We start from the raw sequence: 14,887 nt of genomic DNA on the forward strand, positions 1-14,887 counted from the left end.
CGATGCGGCCGCCTCAAAAGATCGAGCGTCGCACTCGCCGTCTCCGGCAGCTCCGACGCTCGTATCGATTCTAGTCCACCCGCGGTGAGGTGCGTCGTGCCTGGTCGGCAAGGAAGTCAGCGGCAGGGTCAGGTGGTTGACCCCGAGCCGAGGCGTGCTATTGATGAAGAGTCCCGAGCATCGACAACCCCAACACCGCAAGGTCGTGGTCCTCCGTGGAGAAAATCATCCGTGCACTCGGCGCCGTGGCCGTGCTCGGTTTCGGCCTGGTCGCCTGTTCGGCACCCGACGCCGACGTCGAGGGAAGCGGTTCCGGAGCGAGCGGTTCGGCCTCTTCCTCCGAGGACGAATCGTCGGGCGGCAAGGACTCGGGCGGCAAGAACTCCGGCAGGACCGGGGGCTGCGGGGCCAGTACCATGCGAGCAGGGGAATCGTGGAGCGTGCCCATCGAATCCGGCGGGAAGCACCGGATGTACCAGGTCACGACGCCCGCGGACTACCAGGCAGATGACCAGACCCCTCTCGTGCTGGCCTTCCACGGCATGTACGAACATTCCGAGACCATGAAGCGGCTCTCCGGCTTCTCCGACAAACCGGCCATCGCGGTCTACCCCCAGGGCCTCGACGGTGGTCAGGGGACGGCCTGGCAGGGAGCCGGATATTCGCCGAAGACCGACGACGTGAAATTCACGGAGGACATCCTCGACCGGGTCGAGTCGGACCTGTGTGTGGACAAGGACCGAGTCTTCGCGGCCGGATTCTCCAACGGAGGAGGATTCGTCAACCTCCTGGCCTGCCGCATGTCGGACCGCATCTCCGCGTTCGCCTCCGTCGCGGGGGCCTATTACGAGGGCACGCGAGACGGGTGCGAAAAGGCCTCCCCGGAGCCATTTATGGAATTCCACGGGACCGAGGACGGCGTCATGACCTATCGTGGCGGCGACGGCAAGGGCGGCAAGTACCTCTCGGTCGAGGACTTCGTGGACGAGTGGGTCGTCCGGAACGGGTGCGCTCGCGACGCCGAGGTCGACCACCCCGTGGACGGCGTCGAACACCGCCTGTACGAGAGGAAATGCCGGTCCGACACGGAAGTCCAGCAGTATCGCATCGACGGCGGCGGACACACCTGGCCGGGTGCTCCCGTGCACGTCGGCCAGGGAAGGGACACCCCGGACCTGCACGCGACGGACCTGATCTGGGACTTCTTCACCGATCACCCCGCGACCTGACGGGTCTGACGGGTCGGACGGGTCGGAGCCCGCAAACGCCCGTTCCTGAGAAGGTTTGGCGTTTCCGCCCCACCTGCCCGGCATCTAGTGTGGACGCATGACTTCTACTCCGGAATATCGTTCACTGGGCAATTCGGGACTCATGGTCTCCACCGTGGGGCTGGGGTGCAACAACTTCGGGCGTGCAGGCACCCCGACCGAGACGCAGGAAGGCACCGACTCCGTCGTCTCGGCGGCGGTCGACGCGGGCATCACACTGTTCGACGTCGCCGACGTCTACGGCAAGGAGCCCGGGACCTCGGAGCGGATGTTCGGCCAAGCCCTGCGCGGGCTGGGGAAGGCCGCGGACGACGTCGTCGTGGTCTCCAAATTCGGAATGGACATGAAGGGCACCAACGGTGCCGACCACGGCGCGCGAGGCTCGCGCCGCTACATCAACAGGGCGCTGGACGCCTCCCTCGAGCGCCTGGGGCGCGACCACATCGATCTGTACTTTTATCACACCCCCGACGGGGTGACTCCTCCCGAGGAGACCCTCGCCGCCCTCGACGACGTCGTCCGCGCCGGCAAGGTCAGGTACATCGGTACGTCCAACCACGCCGGGTGGCAGATCGCCGACGCCGACCACCTGGCATCCGAGACGGGAGCGACCCGCTACGTCGCGGCCGAGAACCACTACAACCTGCTCGACCGTCGGGCCGAACTCGAGGTTCTGCCCGCCGCCCAGCGCTTCGGAATCGGAGTCCTTCCCTACTTCCCGCTGGCCAACGGCCTGCTCACCGGTAAATACCGCCACGGGACGGCGCCGGACGGTTCGCGGCTTTCCCACTCGAAACCGGGTCTGCTCGAATCGACCGACTGGGACCAGATCGAGCGATTCGTCGCCTTCGCCGCGGAACGCGATCTGAGTCCGCTGGACGTCGCTTTCTCGTGGTTGGCCTCCCGTCCGCAGGTTGCCTCGGTCATCGCCGGGGCGACGTCGCCCGAACAGGTGCGCACCAACGCGGCGGCGACGTCGTGGGTTCCGGGCGACGACGACCTGGCCGCGCTGGACGAGATCTTCCCCGCGCCGGAGAAGATCGCGCTGTTCTGACGGATCCTCTCTGAGGATTTTTCGCATGTGACCCCTACAAGTCCAGATGTCAGGACAAACCCTAGACACGTGTGCTGAGTCACGCTAGGTTGTTCTGCAACGCCTGGCCGTCCAGAGCGGCCGGTCACTCGCCGGAGAAGTCTTTCTCGGGCGTGACAACGGACAAAGGAGTCTCCGATGCCGAACTCAGCGACCGATACCACCAGTTCCCATCTTCCCCCGCTGACCCCGGGGCCGTACCGGCGACGTCTGGGGCTGATGTCCGTCATTGCCTGTTTCGGTGGGCTGCTCTTCGGGTACGACACCGGGGTCATCAACGGGGCGCTGCGTCCCATGGCGGACGAGCTGGGTCTCACGGCCATCACGGAGGGGGTTGCGACGAGCTCGCTCGTTTTCGCGGCCGCCGTCGGCGCCTTCTTCGGGGGCAGAATTTCGGATGCCATCGGGCGACGACGAACCATCATCGTCCTGGCCGTGCTGTTCTTCCTGGGCACGGTCGTCGTCGTTCTCACGCCCAACGTGGGACTGCTGGTCACGGGCCGCGTCTGCCTCGGTCTCGCCGTGGGCGGAGCCTCCACGGTGGTCCCGGTGTTCCTCGCCGAACTCGCCCCCTACGAAATCCGCGGCTCCCTCTCGGGACGCAATGAGGTCGCCATCGTCATCGGGCAACTCGCCGCGTTCGTGATCAACGCGGTTCTGGGGAGCACCCTGGGGCACCTCGACCACGTCTGGCGGTTCATGTTCGCGATCTGTGCGATCCCCGCGGTGTGCCTGTTCATCGGGATGCTGCGCATGCCCGGATCGCCTCGCTGGTTGGTCGATCGGGGGCGTCACCAGGAGGCACTCGAAGTTCTCCGGACCGTGCGACCCGAGGGCCGGGCGGAGGCCGAGATCCTCGACGTCGAGGACGTCGCGGAGGAAGAGCGGGAGGTCCGTACCGGTCTCGGGGCGATCCTGGCCAACAAGTGGTTGCTCCGGATCCTTCTGGTCGGCATCGGGGTTGCCATGGCCCAACAGCTGACCGGCATCAACTCGATCATGTACTACGGCCAGATCGTGCTGATCCAGTCCGGGTTCGGGGCCAACGCGGCGCTGATCGCCAACATTGCTCCGGGAATCGTCGCGGTGATCGGTGGGTTCATCGCCCTGTACATGATGGACCGGGTCGACCGGAGGACCGTTTTCACGCTGGGCCTGACCCTGACGACGCTCTGCCACGCCCTCATCGGCGTGTCCTCCCGCTGGATTCCCGAGGACAACCCCATCCGGCCCTGGGTCCTTCTCTTCCTGATCGTGGCCTTCGTGGCGTCCATGCAGACATTCCTCAACGTCGCCGGCTGGGTGTGGCTGGCCGAAATCTTCCCCCTCCACATGCGCGGCGTCGCGATCGGCGTCTCGGTCTTCTTCGGATGGATGACCAACGGGTTGCTGGCCCTCTTCTTCCCGCAAATGGTCGCGAGCCTGGGGATCACCGTGGTGTTCTTCCTGTTCGCCGGGGTCAACCTGCTGGCTCTGATCTTTGTGAGGACCCAGGTCCCTGAGACGCGCGGGCGCACGCTGGAGGGCCTGGAAGAAGACGTGACCACCGGCCAGATCTACGTCGTCGGGAAATAGACGGCCCGCTGGCGGGGGCGGCGGCGTGGCGTGTGGGTTTGGCGTGGGCTCGAGGTGGCAATTCGGTGCGGTTTTCCCCGCGAGGTGGCAAATTTGAGCGACCTTCCCCGCGAGGTGGCAGATTTGAGCGATTTTGGCTGCCAAATTCGCACGGGATTGCCACCTCGCGGGGGTTTTCGCACGGGATTGCCACCTCGAGGGGGTGGCGAAGGGGCTGATCCCGGTTTCGCGGGCGTGCGAAGGCCTGTTCAGTGGCGGTTGCCCGATCGAGAGTGGGTTGCCCGCCGACGTCGTGGGCATGACGTCAATCGTTAGGTGGTGTTAGGTGGCGGTTACCCGATTCAGTGGAGTTCTCCGTCGTTAGGTGGGGGTTTGGCAGCCACCTAACGACGGTGGGCAGCTCCGAATCGGGTAACCGCCACCTAACGCGGGAAGCTGTGGGGCGGGACGGGACGCAACCGGACGGGAAGGGGCGCCGCCGGACGGGAAGGGGCGTCGCCGGGCGGGAAGGGGCGTCGCCGGGCCTGCGGGCGTGCGACGTCGCGGGTTCGAATCGTGGCCAGCGGGTATTGCGGCTGATGGCCGCGGGTGCAGCGAGATTTCGACAGTGATGGGCTGGCTCTCGTCTGCGAAAATCGTCCGGCCGACGTCGTCCGTCAGCCCCTGCGCTCCGACGCCGCCCGCCAGACTCGACCGACCGAGGTTGCTCTGCCCGACCGAGGCCGCCCGCCGAGACCGCCAGCGTCCGCCCGCCTGCGCCCGCCGACCTGGACCGACGCCGCCTGCGCCCGCCGACCTGGACCGACCGACGCCGACGCCGCCGCCCCGCCGACCTCGACCGACCGACGGCGCCTCGCCGAAGCCGCCCCGCCCCGCCTCGACCGACGCCGCCTGCGCCCGCCGAAGCCACCCCGCCGACCCCGACCGACGCCGCCCGACCGACGCCCGCCGGCCCCGCCCCGTCAGCGGAGGCCGGCTCGCTGGGCGGCGTCGAACAGGGTGCGGGAGGCGAGTTCGAGGCCTTCGATGGCGCCCATCGAGGTGTCCTCGTGCTCGATGTTGACGCACATCTCCTCGCCCGTGGCCTTTTCCGTTTCGGCCAGCGCGCGCAGGAATTCGGCCCAGTAGTCGGCGTCGTGGCCGATGCCGACGGTCACGAAGTCCCACGCGGAATCCTGCGGCCATTCGTTGGCGTATTCGTCGCCGCCCATGTGGGTGCGAGGTTCTTCGGGGCCGAGGCGGCGGAACCGTTCGTCCAGGACCCCGTGGATTTCGGCGTTCTCGCGGTTGATCCGCACGTCCTTGGCGGCCGCGTGGTAGACGAGCGGTCCCAGCCACCGGACGCAGGCGACCGGGTCCATCTGCTGCCAGAAGAGGTGGGAGGCATCGAGTTCGACGCCGATATTGGTCGCGCCGATCCGATCCACGAGTCGTCGAGCCGTCGCCGGGTTGAACACCAGGTTCTGGGGGTGGAGCTCGAGCGCCACCTTGACGTCGTTCTGCCGGGCAAGTTCGTCGATCTCGGTCCAGAATTCGCCCGCCCGGTCCCACTGCCACTCCAGCGAGTCCAGGGCGTGCGACCCCCATGCGTTGATGTTCCATGCGGGGTAGCGGGCGTCCGGGTCCGACCCCGGCAGACCTGACATGGTGACGACGCGCTTCTGTCCCAAGGCGGCTGCCGCGCGGATCGAGCGCCGGATGTCGTCGGCGTCGTCGGGGCCGATGGCCGGATCCGGATTGAGCGGGTTCCCGTTGCAATTCAGCCCCAGAATCTCCAGCCCGCGGTCCTCGAATCGCTTTAGATAATCCTTGGCGGCTGCGTCCGAGGAGAGGATCTCGTCGATCGGGAGGTGCTTCGGCGGAAGGAAGCCGCCGGAATTGACCTCGATGCCGTCCAGTCCGAGCTTCACCACTTCGTCGAGTGTTTCGTCCAGGGAGAGGTCGTGGAGGATCGCGTTGTAGACGCCGAGTTTCATGGAAGGCTCCTTTGCGGTCGTGCAGAAGATGCGGTCGGGGAGGGCAGGTCCGGGGAAACATCGACCCCGCGAAACGTAACCCCCGTCACGTCACAGTACACTGGGCAATGGAGTTTGTCTGTACAAAACATTGACAGGACAAAGTTCATGGGGCACTCTGTAATCAGTAAGACGGATCACCATGGGTGGTCCGAGGCGAGGCGCCGAAAGGGGCGTTCGGTCCGACATCGGGCCGACGCTCCGACAGCAGACGGACCACGGGAAGGACCGGCCAGCTCATGAGCTACGACTTGCTCACCATGGGACGGATCAGCGTTGACATCTATCCCAACGACATCGGAGTGGGCCTGGAGGATGTGACCTCATTCGGCAAGTACTTGGGCGGTTCGCCGTCCAACGTGGCCGTCGCCGCAGCGAAGCACGGGCGGAAGCCGGCCGTGATCACCCGCACTGGGGACGACCCCTTCGGCGAATACCTCCACCGCGAACTGCGTCGGTACGGCGTCGACGACGCCCATGTGACCCCCGTGGCCGGACTCCAGACCCCGGCCACGTTCTGCGCCATCAAGCCCCCGGAAGACTTCCCGCTCTACTTCTACGGCCGGTTCCCGACCGCGCCGGATCTCCAGATCAAGCCGGAAGAAATTGACGTCCAGGCGGTCAAGGACAGCCGAATCTTCTGGTCCACGGTCACGGGCCTCTGCCAGGATCCCAGCCGTTCCGCCCAGCTCGAGGCCCACCGGGCCCGTCCGCGCGAAGAGCTGAGAGAGGACCAGCACACGGTCCTGGATCTCGACTACCGCCCCATGTTCTGGGATTCGATCGAGGACGCCACGGAACAGGTTCGGGAGAATCTGAAGTACGTGACCATTGCGATCGGCAACCGCGAGGAATGCGCGGTCGCAGTCGGGGACGGATCCCCCGAAGAGCAGGCGGATCGGCTGCTCGACGCCGGGGTCAAAATCGCCGTCGTCAAGATGGGCTCCAAGGGGGTCATGGCCAAGACCGCGAATGAAACGGTGATTTCGGAGCCGGTCGCGGTGGAGACCCGCAACGGGCTCGGGGCGGGTGACTCCTTCGGCGGGGCCTTCTGCCACGGGATCCTCTCCGGGTGGGACATGCAGAATGTGCTGGACTTTGCGAACGCTGCCGGCGCGATCGTCGCCTCGCGCATCGCGTGCTCGGAGGACATGCCCACCACGGCCGAGGTCCTGGGTCTTCTCAACGAGCGCGGAAGGGGATTCGCAGCATGAGCACCGAAAGCAACCGCGTTCAGGGGATACCCCGTTTCCCTGCTCCCGACATCGGCTCGGACGATCCGACCAGGTACGAAGACCTGACCCGGATTCGTCTCGAAGACCCCGAGGCCGTGCAACGCGCCGCCGACGCGCGGACGCGGCACCCCGGCGTCGTCTACGGCAAGCAGAACTTCATCGTTGCCGCCGACCATCCGGCCCGCGGGGCCCTCAAGGTCAGGGACGATCATGAGGCCATGGCCGATCGCCGAGACCTCCTCGATCGTTTGCGCACGGCGCTCCAGAACCCCGACGTCGACGGCGTGCTGGCCTCTCCCGACGTGCTGGACGACCTGCTTCTCCTGGGTGCGCTCGACGGCAAGCTCGTCTTCGGTTCCATGAACCGTGGCGGGTTGTCGGGACTGGTCAACGAGATCGACGACCGTTTCACCGGCCACAACGCGGAGACTCTGAAAAACCTCGGGGCCGACGGCGGAAAAATGCTGACCCGGATCCACTACGGGGACGAGAACACCACCGCGACCCTCGAGGCCTGCGCACATGCCGTGGACGATCTGGCCGAGAACGGCCTGTACGCGATGGTCGAGCCCTTCATCTCGACCACTCGCAACGGCGGCATCGCCAACGACCTCAGCACGGAGGCCGTGATCAAGTCCGTCGGTATTGCGTCGTCGCTGGGTGCTTCGAGTGCCTGGACCTGGATGAAGCTGCCGGTGGTCCAGGACATGGAGCGAGTGATGGCATCGACCACCCTTCCCACGGTGCTCCTGGGCGGGGACCCGACGGCCGCACCCGACGAGATCTTCTCGACCTGGCGTGACGCTCTCGCCCTTCCGGGCGTCCAGGGCCTCACGGTGGGTCGAACCCTTCTGTACCCGGAGGACGGCGACGTCGAAGGCGCCGTTGCCACCGCGGCGTCGCTCCTGAGCGACAGACGAAACCAGAGCGCGCAAGAGAGGATCTCATGACTACTCAGACCATGACCGTAGGGCAGGCGCTCGTTCGCTTCCTGAGCCAGCAGTACACCGTGGATCGCATCGGATCCGAGGAGTACCGCGAGCGGACCGTTCCCGGTATGTTCGGCATCTTCGGCCACGGCAACGTTGCCGGGGTGGGCCAGGCCCTGCGTCAGTTCCAGGGGCAGGATCCCAGCATCATGCCTTATTACCAGGGGCGGAACGAGCAGGCGATGGTTCACCAGGCCACCGGCTACGCTCGTCACACCAGGCGTCGGGCAACGTACGGTTCGACCACTTCCATCGGCCCCGGCTCCACCAACCTCGTGACCGGCGCGGCGCTCGCGACGACCAACCGTCTGCCGGCGCTGCTGTTCCCGTCCGACGTCTTCGCCACGAGGACGACGGACCCGGTGCTGCAGCAGCTCGAACGCCCGGACGCCTACGATGTCACCGTCAATGACACGCTTCGGCCGGTGTCCCGGTACTTCGACCGCGTGTGGCGCCCGGAGCAATTGTTCTCCGCGCTGCTCAACGGCCTGCGGGTGCTGACCGACCCGGTCGAAACAGGGGCCGTCACGATTGCCCTCCCCCAGGACGTCCAGGCCGAACGCATCGATGTTCCCGAGGAGTTCCTGGCCGAGCGGGAGTGGCGGATCCGCCGCCCCGAGGCCGAGGACGAAGACATCCGTGCAGCCATGGACAAGATCCGGTCCGCGAAGAAGCCCGTGATCATCGCCGGCGGCGGCGTGCACTATGCCTTCGCGGTCAATGAGCTGCGCCAATTCGCCGAGTCCACCGGCATCCCGGTCGCGTACACGCAGGCCGGAGTCGGCGTCATGGACTGGGACCACCCGTTGTGCCTCGGAGCGGTGGGGTCGACCGGATCGACTGCATCCAACGCGCTCGTGGCCGAAGCCGACCTGATCATCGGGATCGGAACGCGGTACGAGGACTTCACCACCGCGTCGCGGACGGCCTTCCAGAATCCGGAGGTCTCCTTCGTCAACATCAACGTGGCCTCCTTCGACGCGTACAAGCAGGGAACCCAGGTTCCCGTGGTCGCCGATGCCCGCAAGGCACTGGTGAAGATGAACGACGCCGTCTCGGGGAGTCTCGTCTCGGAGGAGCTCACGGGTCGCGTGGCCGAAGAGAAGAAGCGGTGGGACTCGATCGCCGACGCCGCGTTCGCCGAGAGGTACCGGCCGCTTCCGTCCCAGAACGAGATCATCGGGACCGTGAACGAAGCGATGGACGATCGCGACGTCGTGATCTGCGCTGCTGGTTCCCTGCCCGGTGACCTGCACAAACTCTGGCGCGTCAAGGATCCGTACGGCTACCACGTGGAGTACGCCTACTCGTGCATGGGATACGAGATCGCCGGCGGTCTGGGAGTGAAGCGCGCGAGCCTCCACGAACAGGACGGCCGCGACGTCGTCGTGATGGTCGGTGACGGTTCGTACCTGATGATGCATACCGAACTGGTCACCGCGGTCGCCGAGGGCATCAAACTGATCGTCGTGCTGATCCAGAACCACGGATACGCCTCGATCGGGGCCCTCTCCGAGTCCCTCGGATCCCAACGATTCGGGACGAAGTATCGCTACCACGACGACGAGCACCAGTCCTTCGACTCCGGAGAGACCCTGCCCATCGATCTCGCGACGAACGCCGAATCCCTCGGTGTCACCGTGATTCGCGTGGACCCGGGGGAGAACGTGGGCAAGGACCTGGGCGAGGCCGTCACGCGGGCCAAGGCCGCTCCCGAAGGCTCCGGTCCCATCCTGATCCATGTCGATTCCGACCCCTTGATCGATGCACCCGACTCGGAGTCCTGGTGGGACGTTCCGGTCGCATCGGTCTCGGACCTGTCCTCCACACAGGAGGCGTACAAGGTTTACGAAAGCAAGAAATCCACACAGAAGCCCCTTCTGGGCTGACGGACGGATTCGAACACCCCGCCGAGTGCAAGAATTTGGCACCAATCCCCGTGAGGAGAAGACGTTGACCACAGACATCAAGCACTTCATCAATGGAAGTGAAACCGACGGATCGGGCGAGCGCCGCCAGGACGTCTACAACCCTGCCACCGGTGCCGTGACCGGCAACCTTCACCTGGGCGGCCAGGAGGACCTGGAGGCCGCCGTCGCCTCGGCCAAGAAGGCCGGGGAGGCGTGGGCAGAGATGTCCCTCGCCAAGAAGTCCGCGGTGCTGTTCAAGTTCCGCGAGCTCGTCCACGCCAATACGGACGAACTCGCCCGCATCATCACGGCCGAGCACGGCAAGGTGCTTTCGGACGCCAAGGGCGAAGTGAGCCGCGGTCTCGAGGTCATCGAGTTCGCGTGCGGCATTTCCGAACAGCTCAAGGGCGAATACTCCGAGCAGGTGTCGACCGGTATCGACGTGTTCTCGTTCCGGCAGCCGCTCGGCGTGGTTGCGGGCATCACGCCCTTCAACTTCCCGGTCATGGTCCCGCTCTGGATGTCACCGGTCGCGATTGCCACGGGCAATGCCTTCATCCTCAAGCCGTCCGAGCGCGATCCCTCCGCGTCGATGCTGCTCGCCAAGCTGTGGAAGGAAGCCGGGCTCCCGGACGGCGTCTTCAACGTCCTGCACGGGGACAAGGAAATGGTCGACGGACTGCTGACCCACCCGGACGTGGACGGCATCTCCTTCGTGGGCTCCACCCCGATCGCGAAGTACGTCTACGAGACCGGAACCCAGCACGGCAAGCGCGTTCAGGCCCTGGGAGGCGCGAAGAACCACGCCGTCATCATGCCGGATGCCGACATGACCATGGCCGCGGAACACCTCAACGCGGCCGCGTTCGGGTCCGCGGGCCAGCGGTGCATGGCCATTTCCGTGGCGGTTGCCGTGGGCGACGCCGCCGACGAGGTCGTTTCCCGGGTCAAGGACCTGGCCTCCGGGATCAAGGTCACCGAGGGGACCGACCCCGAGGCGGACATGGGGCCGGTCATCACCCCGGCCTCCAAGGAACGCATCACCCGCATCGTCGGGGAGGCACAGGAATCCGGTGCCGCCGTCGTCCTGGACGGCCGGGACCTGGTGGTCAAGGACCACGAGGACGGCTTCTTCGTGGGCCCGACCATTCTCGACAAGGTCAACAAGGAGATGAGCGCCTACGAGGAGGAAATCTTCGGGCCGGTCCTCGTGGTCATCCGCGCGGAATCCTTGGAAGAAGCCATCGAGATCATCAACGCGAACCCCTACGGGAACGGCACCGCCGTCTTCACCTCCAACGGGGCCGTGGCCCGCACCTTCCAGCGCAAGGTTCGGGTCGGCATGATCGGCATCAACGTTCCGCTCCCGGTGCCGGTCGCCTGGCACTCCTTCGGCGGCTGGAAGAACTCGCTGTTCGGCGACCTGCACATCTACGGTCCGGACGGAATCAAGTTCTACACCCGCGGCAAGGTGGTCACCCAGCGGTGGCCCGAGCCGAAGGCGGTTTCCGGCGCATCGTTCGCGATGCCCGCCAGCTCCGACAGTTAATCCTCGTCGTGGGCTCAGGGACACCGTCCGGTGGTCCTGGCCCCCGCGTCACCAACGCTCGGGCATCTCGCGGCCTTTCGGGTCGCGAGGTGCCCGGGCGCCCCTCTTCCCGCACTTTCAACGTCGAAAGCGAGTGTCAACGATGACCGCTCCCACCCTCGAGAACAATCTCATCATCGGAACAGCCCCCGACTCATGGGGCGTCTGGTTCCCCGATGACGAGCAGCAGACCCCGTGGCAACGTTTCCTCGATGAGGTGGCCGAGTCCGGTTACAAGTGGATCGAGCTCGGACCGTACGGGTATCTTCCCGCGGAACCGGAAACGCTGGCCAAGGAGCTCAAGGAACGTGATCTGAGCATCAGCGCCGGCACGGTCTTCACCGCTTTCCACCGTGGCGCGGACCAGTGGGACGCCGCGTGGGAGCCGGCGCGCCAAGTCGCCGAGCTGACCGCGGCCATGGGGGCTCACCACGTGGTCGTCATCCCTGCCCTGTGGCGGGACGACAAGACGGGCCGCGCCCTCGAGGACCGAACACTCACCGACCAGCAATGGGAGGACCTGGCCGCCGGGCACGACAAGCTCGGGCAGCGTCTCCAGAGCGAGTTCGGCCTCTTCCAGCAATTCCATTCCCACGCGGATTCGCACGTGGAGACCATGGACCAGATCGAGAAATTCCTGGCCATGACGGACCCGAAGCTCGTGACCCTCTGCCTGGACACCGGCCACGCGGAATACGGCGGGGCGTCGTCGGTCGAACTGATCGAGAAGTACCCCGAGCGCATCGGATACCTCCACCTGAAGCAGGTTCACCCGGATACCTTGGCCAAGGTTCGGGCCGAGGACATGACCTTCAAGGACGCGACGGCAGCCGGAGTCATGTGCGAGCCCCCGAACGGTCTTCCCGATCTGCGCAAAGTCATCGAGGCCGCGGAGAAGTTGGACCGTCCCCTGTACGGCATCGTCGAACAGGACATGTACCCCGTGGCCAGCTTCGACGATCCTCTCCCGATCGCATCGCGCACCTGCAAGTACCTCCTGAGCTGCGGCGCACGCACCGTGGTCGCCTGACACGGGTCCACGGATCCGAAATCTTTGAAAGGAACAGCCACCATGAACGAAATCCTGCGCGTCGGAGTCGTCGGGGCGGGCCGAATGGGCTCCGACCACATTGTGCGCCTCCAGAACCGTATGAAGAACGTGCGCGTCGCCGCCGTCGTCGATATCGACGAGCCCAAGGCCCAGGCGGCCATCGAGGGGATCGAGGGAGCGAAGGTCTTCACGGACTTCACCGAGGCCCTCGATTCGGGGGAGGTCGACGCCGTGATGGTCGCGACCCCCGGGTTCCTGCACGAGCAGGTTCTTCTTCCCGCGCTGACCAAGAGCTTCCCCGTGTTCTGCGAGAAGCCGCTGACCCCCGACTCCGAGTCGGCGTGGCGCGTGGTCGAGGCCGAGGAAACGATCGGCAAGCGGCTGATCCAGGTTGGTTTCATGCGGCGATTCGACCAGGGCTACCGCACGATTCGCTCGGCTGTTCGTTCGGGCGAACACGGCGAGCTGCTCGCCCTGGACTGTGAGCACATCAACCCGGAGGTCCCGGACGCATACACCGGGCGGAACCTGATCGATGACACCGTGGTCCACGAGTTCGACATCGTCCGCTATCTGACGGGCGAGGAAGTCACCTCGGTCGAAGTTCGGGCGTGCAAGAACTCCTCCCGCGCGAAAGAGGGGCTCGTGGATCCCGCACAGATTCTCATGGAGACCGAATCCGGGATCCGCGTGTCCGTCAATACCCACGTGACCGCCGAATACGGGTACGCCGTGACCACCCGGGCCGTGTTCGAGAGGAACCACCTGGAGGAAGGCGTCGACCAGGTGACCCCCGGCTTCGAAGAAAGGTTCGTGGACGCTTACGACACCGAGATCCAGGAATGGATCGACGGATGTCTGGCCGGAGAGATCGCCGGACCCGACGCCTGGGACGGTTACGCGGCCGCGGCCTGCTGCGAAGCGGGCCTCGAAGCGATCGCTGAGCCGGGGACCTCGGTGGACGTGGAACTCAAGCCGAAGCCGGATCTCTACCGTTGATCCCGGTCCCTGTCCCCAACTGACTCGATTTCTTTGCTGAAAACCTTGAACTGACCCAAATTGTGCATATGATAGGACAAATAAGGGTCACCCCGAAAACCGGGGCTTGTTCGCGCCGCCGCGGCAAGCCCCATTTTCGGATCACTTTTGCATTGCGACCCAAATCACATGCATGACCGGTCGCCCCGACGACACTCGATGAGGAGAACACGTGAAGATCGCCCTCGATCCCACCCCCTTCCATGCAACGCATTCCCTGCTCGAGTTCCCCCGCTTGGTCAAAGACCTCGGGTACGACTACCTGCAAATGACCCCGCACCCCGACTTCATTCCGTTCTTCAACCACCCCAAGGCCGACGACGACCTCGTCGCTCGGTTGGGTGCGGCCTGCAAGGACGCCGGCGTCGAAATCGCCTCGATCCTGCCCGTGATGCGTTGGTCCTCCCCGGACCCCGACGCCCGCGAGGCCGCCGTTCGGAACTGGAAGCGGATCATCCGGATCGCCGTCGACCTGGGCGTCCAGCAGCTCAACACCGAATTCCAGGGGCGCCCCGAACTCGCCGAGGAATCCGAACGCGCTTTCTACCGGTCGATGGAGGAGCTGCTCCCCATCATCGAGCGCGAGGGCCTGCACGTGGCTATCGACCCCCACCCCGATGACTTCGTCGAGCGCGGCCTCGACGCCTGGAGGGTGATCCGCGGGGCCAATTCCAAGAACCTGGGCATGGTCTACGTCGCCTGCCACACCTTCCACATGGAGGACGAACCCCTGGAGATCATGCGCGCTGCTGGGGACCGCATCAGGGTCGCCCACGTGGCGGACTCCATGGACCACCACCGGTCCAACGGCTTGCGTTACATCACCAACCCTCCCGGAAGCCCCGCCCGAGTCCACCAGCACCTCAAGATCGGCGACGGCGACGTCGACTGGCAGGAATTCTTCGGTGGCCTCAACGAGATCGGATTCCTCGACTCCGAGGACACGGTCTTGGTCTCGAGCGTCTTTGCAGAGAACGAGGACGCCTCCGCAGTCTCCCGCTATCAACTGGACACCATGACGGACATGGTTGATGCGGCTCGCCAGGGCAACATGCCCACCAATCACCAATAATCAACAACCGCTCCGAGGGGCGAGGAAGCCCCTCGGGCGCTATCGAAGGAGTC

At 65.6% G+C, this 14,887-nt stretch carries 11 protein-coding genes; 10 read left to right on the forward strand and 1 reads right to left on the reverse strand.

Features of this window, described 5'->3' with window-relative positions; translation table 11 throughout:
* Positions 1 to 215: 215 nt before the first annotated feature.
* The 3 genes from ACTSLZ_RS03130 to ACTSLZ_RS03140 all read left to right on the forward strand — a co-directional run bounded on the left by ACTSLZ_RS03130 (position 216) and on the right by ACTSLZ_RS03140 (position 3,936).
* On the forward strand, positions 216 to 1,229 hold the full coding sequence (locus ACTSLZ_RS03130) for an alpha/beta hydrolase family esterase (RefSeq protein ID WP_443095684.1): 1,014 nt from the start codon (positions 216 to 218) through the stop codon (positions 1,227 to 1,229).
* A gap of 97 nt (positions 1,230 to 1,326) precedes the next feature.
* Positions 1,327 to 2,322, forward strand: coding sequence for an aldo/keto reductase (locus ACTSLZ_RS03135; protein WP_129315294.1), 996 nt, complete (start codon positions 1,327 to 1,329; stop codon positions 2,320 to 2,322).
* 177 nt (positions 2,323 to 2,499) lie between these two features.
* Positions 2,500 to 3,936: a sugar porter family MFS transporter gene (locus ACTSLZ_RS03140; protein ID WP_443095685.1), complete on the forward strand. Its 1,437-nt coding sequence runs from the start codon at positions 2,500 to 2,502 to the stop codon at positions 3,934 to 3,936.
* 962 nt (positions 3,937 to 4,898) lie between these two features.
* On the opposite strand, the gene ACTSLZ_RS03145 is transcribed toward ACTSLZ_RS03140, so the two are convergent.
* Entirely contained in the window at positions 4,899 to 5,912 is a 1,014-nt protein-coding gene (locus tag ACTSLZ_RS03145) for a sugar phosphate isomerase/epimerase family protein (protein ID WP_443095686.1), read from the reverse strand.
* 278 nt (positions 5,913 to 6,190) lie between these two features.
* Between ACTSLZ_RS03145 and iolC the strand changes: the two genes are divergently transcribed.
* The 7 genes from iolC to ACTSLZ_RS03180 all read left to right on the forward strand — a co-directional run bounded on the left by iolC (position 6,191) and on the right by ACTSLZ_RS03180 (position 14,834).
* On the forward strand, positions 6,191 to 7,165 hold the full coding sequence (iolC, locus tag ACTSLZ_RS03150; RefSeq protein ID WP_129315291.1) for a 5-dehydro-2-deoxygluconokinase: 975 nt from the start codon (positions 6,191 to 6,193) through the stop codon (positions 7,163 to 7,165).
* The gene (locus tag ACTSLZ_RS03155; protein ID WP_321201155.1) at positions 7,162 to 8,136 is read left to right on the forward strand and encodes a Cgl0159 family (beta/alpha)8-fold protein; all 975 of its coding nucleotides are present in this window, start codon (positions 7,162 to 7,164) and stop codon (positions 8,134 to 8,136) included. Before iolC ends, ACTSLZ_RS03155 begins: the two co-directional genes overlap by 4 nt.
* A gap of 11 nt (positions 8,137 to 8,147) precedes the next feature.
* Entirely contained in the window at positions 8,148 to 10,064 is a 1,917-nt protein-coding gene (gene iolD, locus ACTSLZ_RS03160; RefSeq protein ID WP_436595370.1) for a 3D-(3,5/4)-trihydroxycyclohexane-1,2-dione acylhydrolase (decyclizing), read from the forward strand.
* A gap of 64 nt (positions 10,065 to 10,128) precedes the next feature.
* On the forward strand, positions 10,129 to 11,634 hold the full coding sequence (locus ACTSLZ_RS03165) for a CoA-acylating methylmalonate-semialdehyde dehydrogenase (RefSeq protein ID WP_129315290.1): 1,506 nt from the start codon (positions 10,129 to 10,131) through the stop codon (positions 11,632 to 11,634).
* Between the two features lie 142 nt (positions 11,635 to 11,776).
* Positions 11,777 to 12,703 (forward strand): sugar phosphate isomerase/epimerase family protein, encoded by a 927-nt coding sequence (locus ACTSLZ_RS03170; protein ID WP_443095687.1) that lies wholly within the window; start codon positions 11,777 to 11,779, stop codon positions 12,701 to 12,703.
* 42 nt (positions 12,704 to 12,745) lie between these two features.
* Complete coding sequence (locus ACTSLZ_RS03175; protein ID WP_443095688.1) at positions 12,746 to 13,723, forward strand: Gfo/Idh/MocA family oxidoreductase; 978 nt, start codon at positions 12,746 to 12,748, stop codon at positions 13,721 to 13,723.
* 211 nt (positions 13,724 to 13,934) lie between these two features.
* Complete coding sequence (locus tag ACTSLZ_RS03180) at positions 13,935 to 14,834, forward strand: sugar phosphate isomerase/epimerase family protein (protein ID WP_129315287.1); 900 nt, start codon at positions 13,935 to 13,937, stop codon at positions 14,832 to 14,834.
* Positions 14,835 to 14,887: the final 53 nt, after the last annotated feature.

The organism is Rothia koreensis, from assembly GCF_052232265.1.
GTDB lineage: Bacteria > Actinomycetota > Actinomycetes > Actinomycetales > Micrococcaceae > Rothia > Rothia koreensis.

What these genes read in the sequence shown, in the direction of transcription:
- ACTSLZ_RS03170 (WP_443095687.1), top strand. Translation starts at nt 11,777, where the DNA reads ATGACCGCTCCCACCCTCGAGAACAATCTCATCATCGGAACAGCCCCC.
- ACTSLZ_RS03155 (WP_321201155.1), top strand. Translation starts at nt 7,162, where the DNA reads ATGAGCACCGAAAGCAACCGCGTTCAGGGGATACCCCGTTTCCCTGCT.
- iolC (WP_129315291.1), top strand. Translation starts at nt 6,191, where the DNA reads ATGAGCTACGACTTGCTCACCATGGGACGGATCAGCGTTGACATCTAT.
- ACTSLZ_RS03145 (WP_443095686.1), bottom strand. Translation starts at nt 5,912, where the DNA reads ATGAAACTCGGCGTCTACAACGCGATCCTCCACGACCTCTCCCTGGAC.
- ACTSLZ_RS03135 (WP_129315294.1), top strand. Translation starts at nt 1,327, where the DNA reads ATGACTTCTACTCCGGAATATCGTTCACTGGGCAATTCGGGACTCATG.
- ACTSLZ_RS03140 (WP_443095685.1), top strand. Translation starts at nt 2,500, where the DNA reads ATGCCGAACTCAGCGACCGATACCACCAGTTCCCATCTTCCCCCGCTG.
- iolD (WP_436595370.1), top strand. Translation starts at nt 8,148, where the DNA reads ATGACCGTAGGGCAGGCGCTCGTTCGCTTCCTGAGCCAGCAGTACACC.
- ACTSLZ_RS03175 (WP_443095688.1), top strand. Translation starts at nt 12,746, where the DNA reads ATGAACGAAATCCTGCGCGTCGGAGTCGTCGGGGCGGGCCGAATGGGC.